The organism is Mycobacterium neglectum (genome assembly GCF_002591975.1).
In the GTDB taxonomy this organism is placed as follows: domain Bacteria; phylum Actinomycetota; class Actinomycetes; order Mycobacteriales; family Mycobacteriaceae; genus Mycobacterium; species Mycobacterium neglectum.
The window spans coordinates 103,024-116,368 of sequence record NZ_NVQE01000017.1 but is presented as its reverse complement, the minus strand read 5'-3'; the positions used below and the strand labels follow the sequence as shown (position 1 = coordinate 116,368).

The window sequence follows — 13,345 nt, the reverse complement described above, 5'->3', positions numbered from 1 at the left end:
CAGGGGGTGTCGTCGCTGGCTCCAAAGTGTCACGACCGCCAACCCGCGCCCCGCCCCGACATCCGCCAACGCAAGGTGCCGCTCGGTCCCGTCGCGGTCTTCGGCGCCTCCAACTTCCCCCTGGCCTTCTCCGTCGCCGGCGGTGACACCGCGTCCGCGCTCGCGGCGGGCTGCCCCGTCGTCGTCAAGGGCCACGACGCCCATCCCGGCACCTCCGAACTCGTCGGCCGTGCCATCACCGACGCCGTCGCCGACTCCGGCCTGCCGAAGGGCACCTTCTCGCTGCTGTTCGGGTCCGGCCCCGACCTTGGCATCGCGCTCGTCACCGATCCGCGCATCAAGGCCGTCGGTTTCACCGGATCCCGTTCCGGCGGAACGGCTCTCGTCGCGGCCGCGGCTGGCCGCCCCGAGCCGATCCCCGTCTACGCCGAGATGAGCTCCATCAATCCGGTCTTCCTGCTCGACGGTGCGCTGAGCACCCGCGGCGCCGACCTCGGCAAGGCCTTCGTCGGCTCGCTGACCATGGGGTCCGGCCAGTTCTGCACGAACCCGGGCCTCGTCATCGCCGCCGACAGCACCGGCCTCGACGACTTCATCACCGCTGCCCGCGACGCCCTCGCCGGGTCGCCGGCCACCCCGATGCTCACGCCGAACATCGCCGGCAGCTACGCAGATGGCGTCACAGCGCTGAGCAAGGAAGCCGACCTCATCGGCCGGGGCGAAGCCGGTGCCGACGAATGCGCTTGCCGCGCCGCCCTGTTCGCCACCGACGCCGCCAGCTTCCTGAATTCCGAGAAACTGCAGGCTGAGGTCTTCGGATCGTCCAGCCTCATCGTGCGTTGCAAGGACGCCGCCGAGATGCTGGCGGTCGCCGAGAACATCGAAGGTCAGCTCACCGCGACCGTGCACGCCGACGAGTCCGACTACCCCGAAGCCGGGACGCTGCTGCCGGTACTGGAACTCAAGGCCGGACGCATCCTGTTCGACGGCTGGCCCACCGGTGTCGAGGTCGGCCACGCGATGGTGCACGGCGGCCCCTACCCGGCCACCTCCGACTCGCGCAGCACGTCCGTCGGCTCCCTCGCCATCGAACGGTTCCTGCGGCCCGTCGCCTACCAGGACGTACCGAAGTCGCTGCTTCCCAGCGCTATCGCCGACGGCAACCCAGACCACCTGTGGCGCCGTATCGACGGCCAGCTCACCGCCGACTAACACACCACTCACCAAGGAGCCCTGCGCGATGCATCCCAATTTTGACGGCGTTCTGTTCTTCCCCGTCACGCCCTTCACCGCGACCGGTGCGGTTGACCTCGACCTGTTGACCCAGCACATCGCCAAGGGCGTCGACGCCGGACCCGGTGGTGTCTTCATCGCCTGCGGCACAGGTGAATTCCACGCGCTCGAACCGCAGGAGTTCGGTGAGATCGTCCGCGCCGCGGTCGAGACCGTGGCCGGCCGCGTCCCCGTCTATGCGGGTGCCGGCGGATCCATCGCCCAGGCCACGCTCTTCGCGACGGCCGCCAAGACCAACGGAGCCGACGGCCTGCTCCTGCTTCCCCCGTATCTCGTCGAGGTGCCCACCGCAGGCCTGCTCGCCTACACCCGGGAGGTCGCGGAAGCCACCGATCTGCCGGTGATCGTCTACAACCGCAACAACGCCCGCTACACCGAGGCGTCGGCGATCGAGGTGGCGAAGATCCCCAACGTCATCGGATTCAAGGACGGCACCGGCGATCTCGACCAGGTTGCGCGCATCGTCCGCGCGGTCACCGACAATGTCGACAAAGAATTCCTGTTCTTCAACGGTCTGCCCACCGCGGAGACGACGCAGCAGGCCTATCGCGCCATCGGTGTGCCGCTGTACTCGTCGGCCACGTTCGCCTTCGCCCCCGACATTGCGCTCGCGTTCTACAACGCGCTCGAGTCCGGCAACGATGCGCTGGTGGACGCCCTGTCCGCGGCGTTCTTCCATCCGCTGGTGCGCCTGCGCGACACCGTGCCCGGCTACGCCGTCTCGCTCGTCAAGGCCGGCGTCGCGATGGAGGGCATCCCCGCCGGGGCGGTGCGCCCGCCGCTGATCATGCCGAGCTCCGCTGACCTCACCGAACTGCAGTCCATCATCGCCGCCGGACGCGCCGTGCTGTCCGACGCGCTCGCGCAGGCCCGCTGACCATGGCGCCCAGCCGGATTCGCATCACCGGCGCCCGCATCACCCCGGTCGCGTTCGTCGACCCGCCGCTGCTCAACACGGTCGGCGTGCACCAGCCCTATGCTTTGCGCGCCATCATCCAGTTGGACACCGACGCGGGGCTGGTCGGACTCGGCGAGACGTACGCCGACTCGACGCACCTTCTCCGGCTCCAGGCCGCGGCCGAGGCCATCACCGGGCTGGACGTGTTCTCACTCAACGCGATCCGCGCCACGATCGCCGACCGCCTGCGCGGCGACCACCGGGCCATCGGCACCGCGGGCATGATCACCACGGCCAGCGCTGTCGACCAGGTCTTCTCGCCTTTCGAGGTCGCCTGCCTCGATATCGCGGGCCACGCCACCGGACGACCAGTCTCCGATCTGCTCGGCGGCAAGGTCCGCGACGCCGTGCCGTTCAGCGCCTATCTCTTCTACAAGTGGGCCGCGCATCCCGGCCAGCACCCCGACACGTTCGGCGAGGCGCTCGATCCCGATGGTCTGGTCAAGCAGGCCAGGCGCATAATCGATGAATACGGTTTCAGCGCAATCAAACTCAAGGGTGGAGTGTTCGCTCCCGAAGAGGAGATGGCGGCCATCGAGGCGCTACACAGGGCGTTCCCCGAGCACCCGCTGCGGCTGGACCCCAACGCCGCGTGGACGCCGCAGACGTCGGTCAAGGTGGCGTCAGGTCTTGCCGGCATCCTTGAATACCTCGAGGATCCGACACCAGGCCTCGACGGGATGGCCGAGGTCGCGCAGCAGGCCCCGATGCCGCTGGCGACCAACATGTGCGTGGTCGCGTTCAATCAGCTCAAGCCTGCCGTCGCGAAAGGCTCGGTGCGCGTGGTGCTTTCCGATCACCACTACTGGGGTGGTCTGCAGCGCTCGCGACTGCTCGCCGGGATCTGCGATACGTTCGAGCTCGGGTTGTCCATGCACTCGAACTCTCATCTCGGTATCAGCCTTGCCGCGATGGTGCACCTCGCCGGCGCGACGCCGAACCTCACCTATGCCTGCGATACGCACTGGCCGTGGAAGACCGAGGAGATCGTCAAGCCCGGCGTTCTGGAGTTCAACGATGGCGCGGTCGCCGTGCCGACGACACCCGGGCTGGGCATCGAGGTCGACGACGACTCGCTGGCGGCGCTGCACGAGCAGTACCTGCGCTGCGGGATCCGCGACCGCGACGACACCGGCTACATGAAGGCCATCGATCCGGGCTACGAATTCGTCAGCCCGCGCTGGTAGCGCCGGGAGCGCGGACGACCATCGGCACGGCAGGGAAATAGCGCGCCATCTCCGAACGGGCTTTGCGCAGGGCGGCGGTGCCGTAACCGTGCTTTCGGTGATCCGGGTGGATCCAGATCCGGACGTTCACCTCACCGCCGAGGAGCTCTCCGAAGACCATTCCAACTGTCTGCGTTCCTATTTCGGCGACCAGCCACACCGCGTCCTCGGCGCTGATCCGTCCGAGAGCCGAGCCGATCTCGTCGTCAAGAGGGCCTGCGGCACCGCCGGAGCCGTCACCGGCGGCACCGACGTCGGCCGTCCGGGCTCCGAAGAGGTCTCGGTCGACCTCGCCGGAGAACAACCGTAGCTCGAGATGCTCTCCCGAACTCTCGGGCCGTTCCATCAGCGTGAAGGTCAGCCGGCTGTTCAGGTCCTCAAGTTCAGCCGCGATCTTGCGCCGCGAGTCTTTGGTGAGTCGATACATGGGCATCTGCACCACCGCTTCGGCGCCCAGGTGCGTCGTGCCGAGCAGCGCGGCAACCGCTTCGACGGCCGCGCCGCGGTGTTCGGCATCGACAATCACATCGAGTACCTCGTGGCGGCGGTCAAGTGCGGCGAGCAGGGCGTCAGTGATCTCACGGCGGGAGGCGGCGAAGTCGTGGTCATTGTCGGCCATGACACCAGCGTAAGCGCTGGTCGGTAGATCCGCGGACTGTAGACGACGAGTCACAGGGCGCCAAACGAGACATCTCAACGTTTTTGTATGACTCGCAGCGGTTCATCTGGCCGACATCGTTGACATTCACTTCGCCACCGTCATACATTTTGAGCATTCTGTCGTCTCGCGGAGGCTGGTGGCCAATGAACGTCGACGTGCTCTGCCCCAATGTCTTCGACGCCGGACTCCCGACGCTGAACTACGACGTCACCGAGACGCCCGCCGAGGTCTATCCGCGAATTCACGCGGCGCAGCAGCAGGCTGCCATCGCCATCGGGCCCTTCGGCCCCGAGATCCTGTCCCACGATCTGGCGCGGACGGTCCTGCGTGATCCGCGCTTCACGATTCCGCCAGGGATGAACCTGATGGTCCAGGGGATCACCTCGGGGCCCTTGTGGGACAAGATCGTCAACAGCCTCCTCGGCCTCGACGGCGAGCCGCACCGCCGGCTGCGCAGCCTGGTCTCCAAGGCGTTCACACCCAGGGCAAGCGCACGGATGGACGGCACCATCGTCGAGGTGATCAACGACCTGATCGATCATGTTGCCGCCGAGGGACGTTGCGACATCGTCACCGACATCGCCCGGCCATACCCTGTGCCGATCATCTGTGCACTGCTCGGTGCGCCCCGCGAGGACTGGGAGCAATTCTCGCTCTGGGCCGACGACATCTTTACCGCCTTCACGTTCAATCCCGACGGTGTCGACGAAGCACTCGTCATGCGCGCGTGGGGCGAACTCGACGATTACGTCGACGAGATGGTCGCACGGCGGCGACACAGCCCAACCGACGATCTGCTCTCCGACTTGATTCGCGCCGAAGACGAAGGCGATCGGCTCAATGCCGCCGAACTCCGCATGCTGGCGGGCGGCCTGTTGCTCGCGGGAACCGACACCACACGCAACCAGCTGGCCGCATCGATCGACGTGCTCGTCGACCACCCCGACCAGTGGGCGCTGCTGGCCGAACACCCCGAACTGGCGGCCGGCGCGGTGGAAGAGACGATGCGGCATTCGCCGGTCGGATCCGGAACTCTGCGCATCGTCACCGAGGACACCGAGTTCGCGGGCTACATGTTCCCCGCCGGCACGTTGGTGATCGTCAATACCTTTGCCGCCAACCGTGATACAGCGGTCTACGACGACCCCGACCGGTTCGACATCAGCCGGACCGCGGCGCCGGCCGTCCTGACCTTCGGCGGCGGTGTTCACTACTGCCTTGGCGCGAACCTGGCCCGGCTCGAGCTTGCCGAGGCCCTCAAGATCGTCACCCGCCGAATGACCAAGCCGTCGCGCAGCGGACCGGCGCCGTGGAAGCCGATGTTGGAGCTGAGCGGACCGACGACGCTGCCGATCGAGTTCTCCCATGCGTAGCCGTGGCTGGTCGGGCAACGCCCCCGCGTCCGACGAAGAGGCGATCGACCGGATCCTCGATGTGGCCGACGCCATCATCGCGGAGCGCGGACCTGCCGTGCGCATCGCCGATGTTGCGCGCTCGCTGGGCGTCACGCGACAGACCGTCTACCGCTACTTCCCCAGCGCCGAGGAGCTGTTGTTGGCCAGCGGGATGCGCACCGCAGACGGCTTTCTCGACCAGCTCGCCGAGCGCACCAGCGGCTTGACCGAACCCGCGGAGGCACTTGTCGAGGGCATCGCGTTCGCCGTCGAGACACTCGCCGAGGACGCACAATTCGCCAACCTGCTCAGGAACGGCTCCAAGAGCGGCGACAAAGTCTCCCTGACCTCCGACACGTCCAAGGCATTCAGCCGCTCGATGCTGCACCGGTGCGATGTCGATTGGGAGCGACACGGCTACGACGACGCGGCGCTCGGCGAGCTGGCCGAGTTGGGTCTGCGCACATTCCACTCGATACTCGTCGACCCCGGTGAGCCCGCGCGTGACGGCATCGCCCTGCGCCGCTTCATCTCCCGGTGGTTGGGCCCGGCCATCGTGTACCCGCGGCTGGCCCAGGTCATGGAGGCGCTGCAGCCCGTCAGTGTGCGGCCGAAGCGCAGTCGACCGACGGCCGCGTCCTGACCTACTTTCCTACGATACGGGCCGCGCAGCGCCTAGACTGATGCACTATCAGCACGCGATTCGTGTGTAATGATGCGAGGAGTGCATGGATGTTTTCGCTCGCCCGGCTGTCCTGCTTCGTCGCCGTCGCCGAAGAACTGCACTTCGGACGCGCCGCCGAACGCCTCCACATGACCCAGCCGCCGCTGAGCCGACAGATTCAGCAGCTGGAAAGCGAACTCGGCGTACAACTCATCGACCGCACCACCCGCACGGTCACCCTCACCCCCGCCGGCGTCGCCTTCCTCCCCGACGCGCGACGCATCCTGCAACTCGCCGAGGGCGCCGCCCAGACCGTCAAGCGCATCCCCGAAGGCGACCTCGGCACCGTCGTCGTCGGATTCACCGCCGCCTCCGCCCATGTCGTGCTCCCGCGTCTGCTCAGCGCGGCGCGCGAAAAGCTGCCCGACGTGAAACTCGACCTTCGGGAGATGGTCACCGCCGTTCAGCTGGACGGCCTGATGAGCGGCGAAGTGGATCTGGGCATGGCGCGCCCGCCGGTGAAACGGCCGGGCCTGGTCTCACGACCACTGCTGCACGAGCAACTGATTGCCGCACTGCCAGAAGAACATCCGCTCGCCACCCTCAATCGGCAGTTGACGCTCAATGATCTCGACGGTCAGGACGTCATCATGTATTCGCCGATCCAGGCGCGATATTTCAACGAATTACTCATCAGCACGTTCACCATCGCAGGGGCCTCGCCGCGCTACGTGCAGTACGTGACACAGGTGCACACGATGCTGGTGCTGGTGCGCACGGGCATCGGCATCGCGTTGGTTCCGGCGTCGGCCGCGACACTGCATCCCGACAACGTCGTCTTCCGCACCATCGGCGCCTTCCGGGAGCGCCCCGTCGAACTCGACGCCGTCTGGCGCGGCGACAGCAGCAACCCCGCGCTGCACCGTCTGCTCAGAGACGTCCTCCCGCAACGGGAATGGACGACCGACAATCTGGTCGAGGACGTACTGAGCTAAACCCTAATTGGGCGCCACCGACAACCCGGAGTAGATCTCGTCGAGCAGATACGGCAGCATCGCATTCGCCGTGGTCCTGCCATCGGGTGACAGCGTGAGGTTCGTCCAAATCACCAGCGTCACATCGGCATCCGGGTCGTGACCCATGAACGAGTTGAATCCGGGCATCTCACCCCCGTGGTAATACATCTGGGCGGTCGGACTGTAGCGCTGATACGAGATCCCATATCCGTACTCCTGCCCGCCTGGCGCATCGGGATCCTCCACCTGCAGGCTGTCCAACCACTGTTTCTGGTAGTCGCCGTTGAACACCTGGCCCGACACCAGCGCCTTGATCCACGTCGCCAGGTCGTCGGCCGTCGAAATGACGCCGCCCGCCGCGGTGGCGTACGACGAGTTCTGATTCGTGTAGTCGACCGGCGTGAGAGTTCCGTCTCGCATCTCGGCCGCCATCTCGGCTGGATACTCGATGTCGTCGAGTGCGTACTTGCTCTCGCCGTACATATAGCCATGGGCATACGGTGCTGGAATCGAGGTGTCCTGGATCGCGGGCAGTGACGTCCGCTTCAGGCCGACCGGACCGAAAATCCGGTCCCGGAACTGTTGCGTCAGTGGGCTTCCGCCGACCTTATCGGCGACGAGGCCCAGCAGCGCGTAGTTGGTGTTGTTGTACTCGTACTCCGCGCCGGGCGCGAATTCCCGCGGATGCGCGAACGCGATGGCCAGAACCTCCTGCGGTGTCCACGCCTTCGCGGGATCGGCATCGAGTGCGGCGGCGAGTTCGGGTGCGGCCGTGTAATTGTCGAGCCCGCTACGCATCGTCAACAGGTCGGCGATCGTCGTCGCCTCGCCGTCGGGCACGCCAGAAACGTAGTTAGAGATCGGATCGCTGAATTGCAGCTTGCCGTCCTGGGCCAGCAGCACGATCAGTGCCGCGGTGAAGGTCTTGGTGTTCGAGGCGATGCGGAAATGCGTGTCGGCGGCCGGCGGCGTCTGCGTGCCGAGTTCGGTCGTGCCCACTGTCGCCTGAAACTCGCCCTGTGGCGTGCGCAGCACGACGACCGCTCCGGGAACGTAGAGGTCCTTGGCGGCCTTCTCCACCACCGCCTGGAATGCCGCCTGGTCGATGGGATTCAGCGCGGAGGTCGTCGACTCCGATGTCTCCGAGGACGAAGCGCAGCCCGCCATGCCGAGCGCGACGCACAAAGCGACCAACGCGACCTGAACCGTTCGCTTCATGGCCGAACCCTAGATCTTGAACCGGGCTCCGGACAATACGTCCGGGCTGTCAACCTCCGCGCGACAATGTCGCTGACGTTGGTGGTGGCGGTAGTAGTTGAGCGACAGAGTCGCTATGAGGCTGGCACCTAGACACATTCACCCCGAAGGCTCCTCAACGCAGGATCCACTGCGAGCGCTTGAAACCGCGGACTCTGTCGCGGACGGGTCAGCGCCTCCACCAGCCCGGTGAACCACCGCCGGCGCGGCGTCCACACATGGCGTTGATCAGCAGGCCACACGTAAGCGAGCCCTCCATCGGAGACCAGGTCCAGCAGGCGTGGCTCGTCGAGTGCGCGCGCCGATACCGCATAAAGAGCCTCCGCGCGGGTCGCGATCAGTCCGAAGTCGACCAACCGAAAGAGTTTGTTCTCGCTGGAGATGACCTCGTCGATCGTCACCGCCTCGATCGGATAGCTCACGGGCAGAACATCTTTCATTGACAGCAGCGCCTGCGGCCCGCGGGCACGCGGATGACCGACGAGCCTGGCGACGAACGCGAACCGGCCCAACGCCAGGTTGGCGTCGATCACCAGCGCGTGGGCATAAAGCACCCGCACCAGAACCACATTCATGAAGAACCGCTCGGCAGGCGCTTCCCGCGCGGCCAGATCCGTATGCGCCAGGTATCCGGAGACGACGCTCGCATTGTGGGCCAGGTACCAGGACCGCGCCGACGGGGCACGGAAGAAGCCGACCCAGTGCCGCACGCTCGGACGTGACGCCGACACATCCTCACGCTCCACCAGAAGCTTCGCTTCGAGAGCGTCGCGCAGCAGGTCCTCATTGACGGCACGCCACCACGGACTGCCCGGCGCCTTGGCATCGAGTGCATTGAGCACACCCCGCGCCTGCTGCCATCGCATGAAGGCGACGACCGCGCGGCGGTACGGTCGGTAGGGCCGACTGACGCCGCGAAGCGCATACGTATCCGCTGCCAGGCGGATCCGGGCCGCGGGATCGTCACGCACCTGCGCCACCCTCCGCTCGGCGTGCTGCGCGGCGCTGAGAAGGCCAGCGGTCATATCCCACTCCCTTCGATGTGAACGACATTTACATCAGTTGATGTTAGCGTTGTCAACATGCCTTGTCCAGCCGAAATTCCCGTCCCGTCGGATACCAAGCGCGACACGTATCACCACGGCGATCTGAAGCGCGCGCTGACGGACGCTGCCCTGCAATTGGTGCAGGAGAAGGGGCCCAAAGGGTTCACGCTGCGGGAGGTCGCCCGCCGGGCGGGGGTCAGCGCCGCCGCGCCGTATCGGCACTTCGCCGACAAAGGGCAGCTGCTCGCCGCCGCAGCCACCCAGGGGTTCGTCCAGCTCCACGAGACGTTGGATGCCACCGCAACGGCCACGACCGATCTCTCCGAACAGGTGCTCGCGATGGGACGGGCGTATGTCCGGTGGGCGGTCACCCATCCGGACTACTACCAGGTGATGTTCGGCTCAGAACTCGACAAGACCGAGAGCCCCGAGGTGCTTGCCGCCGGCGTGCGCGCGTTCGACGACCTGCTGGACACGATCGTGCGATGCCAGGAGTCGGGACTGCTTCCCACCGGAGATCCCCGCACGATCGCGGGGCCGATTTGGTCACTGCTGCACGGTGTTTCGATGCTGACAATCGGCAGCGATCTCACCCATGTCGGCATTCGCGAGGACCCCGAGGCGCTGATAGAACGTTCGCTGCGCAAACTGTTGTTCTGAATTCTTAAGAGCGGCACCGATTTCTTAGACTTTGCTCAGAGATGTTCTGCCACAAGCGCAATAGACCGCTGTCACCTGCTCATTTAGTGGTGAGAAAAGTCGATGCGTGCTAACTTCGCCGTATGCGGTCTATTGCGAAAGTTCTCATCGCCTCCGGCGGTCTTGTGGTGTCGTTGACCGCCGGCGCGGGCCTGGCGTCTGCACAGGACCTCTCCCCGATCATCAACACCACGTGCACGTATCCACAAGTGCTTGGCGCGCTCAACGCCCAAGACCCCGCCGCCGCGGCCGAGTTGACCAGCTCACCCATGGCCAACGGCGTCGTGCAGGACTTCCTTGCTTCGCCTGTGCCCCAGCGCCAGGTGACGGCTCAGCGGCTTTCAGCCGTGCCTGCCGCCCAGCAGTACCTCGACACGATGCTGCTCGTCGCGGGTACCTGCAACAACTTCTAGGCCGGACCGGTCAGGTTGCCGTCGCGGATGTCCTCGCGACATTCGGCTCGGGTCTTTTCCGTTTGACTCACGCAGACCTGCACCTGTTCCTCGATGCCCGGCGGATACACCTCGTCGGTAGCAGCGGGCACGGCCGTCGGATGCGGATTCGGCACGGAGCCCTGATAAACCGACCAAAGTTGAATATTGGAGGCCGATCGCGAGCAGTAGGCCTGCTGCCCGCTTGTCGCGACGCCGGCTGAACCGAGCGGATCGCAGTCCGCACCGATCCGGACCACCGGCACGGCCGGAGTACTGGCAGCCGGCGGCGCCGGCGCACGCTGAGCAGCCGGCTCCTCGCGGTTCGCGATGGCCACCCCGACGGCGATCGCCCCGCCGACGAGCACCGCGGCAGCCCCCGCCGCCAACAGCCCCAGCCGCAACCGGCGCGATCCCCCGTTGTCGACTTTCGTGTGCTTGCGTTGCTTTCCCGACGCGGGGGCGGCCACCGTCCTGTCGGTGGCGCCCAGATCGAGTGCCGCCGCCGACAGGCCGTGGGCCATCGCTTCGGCGAAATCACCGCAGGTGTCAAAACGGTCGGCTGGCGATTTGGACAACGCCCGTTCGAACGCGGGACCCAAACCCGAAAGTTCGGGGATGCGCTCACCGATGGCGGGCGGGCTGGCCGTGAGGTGGTTACTGATGACCACCGCGGGATTGTCGTGCTGGAACAACTGCTGGCCGGTAAGGAGGTGAAACGCGGTCGCCGCCAGCGCGTATTGATCGGCGCGACCATCGAGCGCCTGACCCATGAGCTGTTCGGGCGCGGCGTAGGCCACGGTGCCGACGGTCATGTTCGTCGCCGTCAGATCTGAGCTGTCCGCGACCGAGCGTGCGATGCCGAAGTCCGCGAGCAGCGCGCGACTGAATTTGGAGTCCGACTGTGCCAGCAGGATATTCGACGGTTTGACGTCGCGATGGAGCAGGTGCTGCTGGTGTGCGTAATCCAGCGCGTCGGCCACGGCCGTCACGATTCGTACGACATCGTCGGGCGGAAGCCCGCCGCCCTGATGTTCGGCGAGGAGCCTCGCGGCGTCGGTGCCCTCGACGAAGTCCATCGTGATCCAGAACAGGCCGTTGTACTCGCCGCGATCGTGCACTCCGACGATGTGCGGATGCCATAGCCGCGCAACGACGTCGGCCTCGCGGTTGAAGCGTTCGAGGTATTCGCGGTCGGTTGTCAGCTCGACCGGCAGGATCTTCAGCGCGTCATACCGCGGCAACCGGGGATGCTGGACGAGGTACACCTCGCCCATACCGCCGGCGCCCAACTTGCGCACGACGGTGTACCCAGCGAAGACATCGCCTTCGGCTAACGACATGGCACCACGCCCGTCATGATGGCGCTATCGCCGTTTTGTGGCATCTCGAAACCTTGCCACGCGGATGCGCGGACCTTGCCGTGGGGATGCCAATCGGCGCGCCGGGTGCTAGCCCGAGGCTGTGACCGGCACCTGAACCGGCGTGACGAGCTGTCCGGACTCAAGGAAGCTGTTCAGGTTGCGCAGCGTGAGCTCCTCCATTGCCGCGCGGGTTTCTACGGTGCCGCTGGCGACGTGGGGCAGCACGACGACGTTGTCCATCGACAGCAGCGCCTCCGGGACGTTCGGTTCGTCCGCGAAGACGTCCAGGCCGGCGCCGGCCAACCGGCCGTCGACCAGGGCCGCAACCAATGCCTCCTCGTCGACGACGCTGCCGCGCGCGATGTTGATCAGGTATCCGCGCGTTCCGAGCGCGTCAATGACCTCGCTGCTCACCAGCTTCTGCGTGCCCGCACCACCGGCGGCCGCCACGACCAGCACGTCGACCCCGGCCGCCAACTCCACCGGCGAACCCACATACGTGTACGGCGAATCATCCTTCGCATGCCGATTGTGGTAGGAAATCGTGCACCCGAAAGCGCTGAGGCGCTTGGCGATTGCACTCCCGATGCGGCCCAGCCCGATGATCCCGACGCGGGTGTTGCTCACCTGGCGCGTCAACGGGTAATTCCCTTCGGCCGTCCACCGGCCCGCCCGCACGTAGCGATCCGACGCCGAGAACTGGCGCAGCGTGTCGAGCATCAGGCCCACCGCCGTATCTGCGACGCAGTCGGTCAGCACATCCGGCGTGTTGCTCACGCCGATCCCACGGGCAGCGGCGGCGTCGACGTCCGTGGTGTCGTAGCCGACGCCGAAGTTCACGACCGCGCCGAGGTTCGGCAGCGCCGCCATCAACTCCGCGTTCACACCCGTGCGCCCCGAGGTGACCGCGGCGCGAATCTCGGCGCCGTGCTCGGCGAGGAACTCCGTGGGCTCATCGGGCAGTACGTACGCCGCGTAGTCGTCCTGCAGCGTCTGCGCCAGCGACGGCTTTAAAGGACCCACCTGCAATACCGATCGATTGCTCATAGTGCTGCCCACGCTACGACGACCTGCGGATACCCGTCCAACATTCAATTCGCATGGACTTATATCGAAAGCGCATCACTGGCGGATCGTCAGCCATCACGGGGTATCGGTGAGTTACCGGTGACGCTAGAACCACAGTTCACGACGCATTTCCGGGCCCTCCAAAGAGTCGTACGAACGTCCCAAAACTGCCCGATATCGCCATTTGGCGGGGGTTGACGCTGCCGAAATGACCTCCTTAACGTGTGGTTGCGATCACAAGTCTCATCCACATACGTGGACGTCACTC

13 protein-coding genes are annotated in these 13,345 nt (G+C 66.0%); 8 read left to right on the top strand and 5 right to left on the bottom strand.

Annotated elements, in window-relative coordinates:
• From CSQ99_RS15575 to CSQ99_RS15565, 3 genes are all read left to right on the top strand, one after another.
• The coding region (locus tag CSQ99_RS15575) for an aldehyde dehydrogenase (NADP(+)) (protein WP_099039952.1) at nucleotides 1-1,212 on the top strand (1,212 nt) is incomplete at its 5' end.
• Nucleotides 1,213-1,240: 28 nt separating this feature from the next.
• Nucleotides 1,241-2,170 carry a 5-dehydro-4-deoxyglucarate dehydratase gene (locus CSQ99_RS15570; protein ID WP_099039937.1) on the top strand — a complete coding sequence of 310 codons (930 nt, stop codon included), beginning with the start codon at nucleotides 1,241-1,243 and terminating at the stop codon, nucleotides 2,168-2,170.
• A 2-nt stretch (nucleotides 2,171-2,172) separates the two neighbouring features.
• Entirely contained in the window at nucleotides 2,173-3,438 is a 1,266-nt protein-coding gene (locus CSQ99_RS15565) for a glucarate dehydratase family protein (protein WP_099039936.1), read from the top strand.
• On the opposite strand, the gene CSQ99_RS15560 is transcribed toward CSQ99_RS15565, so the two are convergent.
• Entirely contained in the window at nucleotides 3,422-4,096 is a 675-nt protein-coding gene (locus CSQ99_RS15560; RefSeq protein WP_099039935.1) for a GNAT family N-acetyltransferase, read from the bottom strand. The genes CSQ99_RS15565 and CSQ99_RS15560 overlap by 17 nt on opposite strands.
• A 185-nt stretch (nucleotides 4,097-4,281) precedes the next feature.
• Here CSQ99_RS15560 and CSQ99_RS15555 point away from each other — a divergent pair, with 185 nt between their 5' ends.
• The 3 genes from CSQ99_RS15555 to CSQ99_RS15545 all read left to right on the top strand — a co-directional run bounded on the left by CSQ99_RS15555 (nucleotide 4,282) and on the right by CSQ99_RS15545 (nucleotide 7,191).
• Nucleotides 4,282-5,511, top strand: a complete 1,230-nt coding sequence (locus CSQ99_RS15555; protein ID WP_099039934.1) for a cytochrome P450 — start codon at nucleotides 4,282-4,284, stop codon at nucleotides 5,509-5,511.
• Complete coding sequence (locus tag CSQ99_RS15550) at nucleotides 5,504-6,175, top strand: TetR/AcrR family transcriptional regulator (RefSeq protein ID WP_099039933.1); 672 nt, start codon at nucleotides 5,504-5,506, stop codon at nucleotides 6,173-6,175. The genes CSQ99_RS15555 and CSQ99_RS15550 overlap by 8 nt, the downstream gene beginning before the upstream one ends.
• Before the next feature lie 89 nt (nucleotides 6,176-6,264).
• Nucleotides 6,265-7,191, top strand: coding sequence for a LysR substrate-binding domain-containing protein (locus tag CSQ99_RS15545; RefSeq protein ID WP_099039932.1), 927 nt, complete (start codon nucleotides 6,265-6,267; stop codon nucleotides 7,189-7,191).
• Nucleotides 7,192-7,194: 3 nt separating this feature from the next.
• Here CSQ99_RS15545 and CSQ99_RS15540 read toward each other — a convergent pair whose 3' ends face one another.
• Both CSQ99_RS15540 and CSQ99_RS15535 read right to left on the bottom strand, forming a co-directional pair.
• Nucleotides 7,195-8,430, bottom strand: a complete 1,236-nt coding sequence (locus tag CSQ99_RS15540; protein ID WP_099039931.1) for a serine hydrolase domain-containing protein — start codon at nucleotides 8,428-8,430, stop codon at nucleotides 7,195-7,197.
• Nucleotides 8,431-8,558: 128 nt separating this feature from the next.
• Entirely contained in the window at nucleotides 8,559-9,494 is a 936-nt protein-coding gene (locus CSQ99_RS15535; protein WP_245908925.1) for a hypothetical protein, read from the bottom strand.
• A 57-nt stretch (nucleotides 9,495-9,551) separates the two neighbouring features.
• On the opposite strand from CSQ99_RS15535, the gene CSQ99_RS15530 reads away from it, so the two are divergent.
• Both CSQ99_RS15530 and CSQ99_RS15525 read left to right on the top strand, forming a co-directional pair.
• A complete protein-coding gene (locus CSQ99_RS15530; protein ID WP_099039930.1) occupies nucleotides 9,552-10,175 on the top strand; it encodes a TetR/AcrR family transcriptional regulator in 624 nt (207 codons plus the stop codon).
• 122 nt (nucleotides 10,176-10,297) lie between these two features.
• The gene (locus CSQ99_RS15525) at nucleotides 10,298-10,627 is read left to right on the top strand and encodes a hemophore-related protein (protein WP_099039929.1); all 330 of its coding nucleotides are present in this window, start codon (nucleotides 10,298-10,300) and stop codon (nucleotides 10,625-10,627) included.
• Here the strand turns inward: CSQ99_RS15525 and CSQ99_RS15520 are convergent.
• Nucleotides 10,624-11,988, bottom strand: a complete 1,365-nt coding sequence (locus CSQ99_RS15520; protein ID WP_099039928.1) for a serine/threonine-protein kinase — start codon at nucleotides 11,986-11,988, stop codon at nucleotides 10,624-10,626. The two genes, CSQ99_RS15525 and CSQ99_RS15520, sit on opposite strands and share 4 nt — an antisense overlap.
• Nucleotides 11,989-12,096: 108 nt before the next feature.
• Nucleotides 12,097-13,056 (bottom strand): 2-hydroxyacid dehydrogenase, encoded by a 960-nt coding sequence (locus tag CSQ99_RS15515; RefSeq protein ID WP_099039927.1) that lies wholly within the window; start codon nucleotides 13,054-13,056, stop codon nucleotides 12,097-12,099.
• Nucleotides 13,057-13,345 lie beyond the last annotated feature (289 nt).

What these genes read in the sequence shown, in the direction of transcription:
- CSQ99_RS15560 (WP_099039935.1), bottom strand. Translation starts at nt 4,096, where the DNA reads ATGGCCGACAATGACCACGACTTCGCCGCCTCCCGCCGTGAGATCACT.
- CSQ99_RS15520 (WP_099039928.1), bottom strand. Translation starts at nt 11,988, where the DNA reads ATGTCGTTAGCCGAAGGCGATGTCTTCGCTGGGTACACCGTCGTGCGC.
- CSQ99_RS15570 (WP_099039937.1), top strand. Translation starts at nt 1,241, where the DNA reads ATGCATCCCAATTTTGACGGCGTTCTGTTCTTCCCCGTCACGCCCTTC.
- CSQ99_RS15535 (WP_245908925.1), bottom strand. Translation starts at nt 9,494, where the DNA reads ATGACCGCTGGCCTTCTCAGCGCCGCGCAGCACGCCGAGCGGAGGGTG.
- CSQ99_RS15530 (WP_099039930.1), top strand. Translation starts at nt 9,552, where the DNA reads ATGCCTTGTCCAGCCGAAATTCCCGTCCCGTCGGATACCAAGCGCGAC.
- CSQ99_RS15545 (WP_099039932.1), top strand. Translation starts at nt 6,265, where the DNA reads ATGTTTTCGCTCGCCCGGCTGTCCTGCTTCGTCGCCGTCGCCGAAGAA.
- CSQ99_RS15540 (WP_099039931.1), bottom strand. Translation starts at nt 8,430, where the DNA reads ATGAAGCGAACGGTTCAGGTCGCGTTGGTCGCTTTGTGCGTCGCGCTC.
- CSQ99_RS15555 (WP_099039934.1), top strand. Translation starts at nt 4,282, where the DNA reads ATGAACGTCGACGTGCTCTGCCCCAATGTCTTCGACGCCGGACTCCCG.
- CSQ99_RS15550 (WP_099039933.1), top strand. Translation starts at nt 5,504, where the DNA reads ATGCGTAGCCGTGGCTGGTCGGGCAACGCCCCCGCGTCCGACGAAGAG.
- CSQ99_RS15515 (WP_099039927.1), bottom strand. Translation starts at nt 13,056, where the DNA reads ATGAGCAATCGATCGGTATTGCAGGTGGGTCCTTTAAAGCCGTCGCTG.
- CSQ99_RS15525 (WP_099039929.1), top strand. Translation starts at nt 10,298, where the DNA reads ATGCGGTCTATTGCGAAAGTTCTCATCGCCTCCGGCGGTCTTGTGGTG.
- CSQ99_RS15565 (WP_099039936.1), top strand. Translation starts at nt 2,173, where the DNA reads ATGGCGCCCAGCCGGATTCGCATCACCGGCGCCCGCATCACCCCGGTC.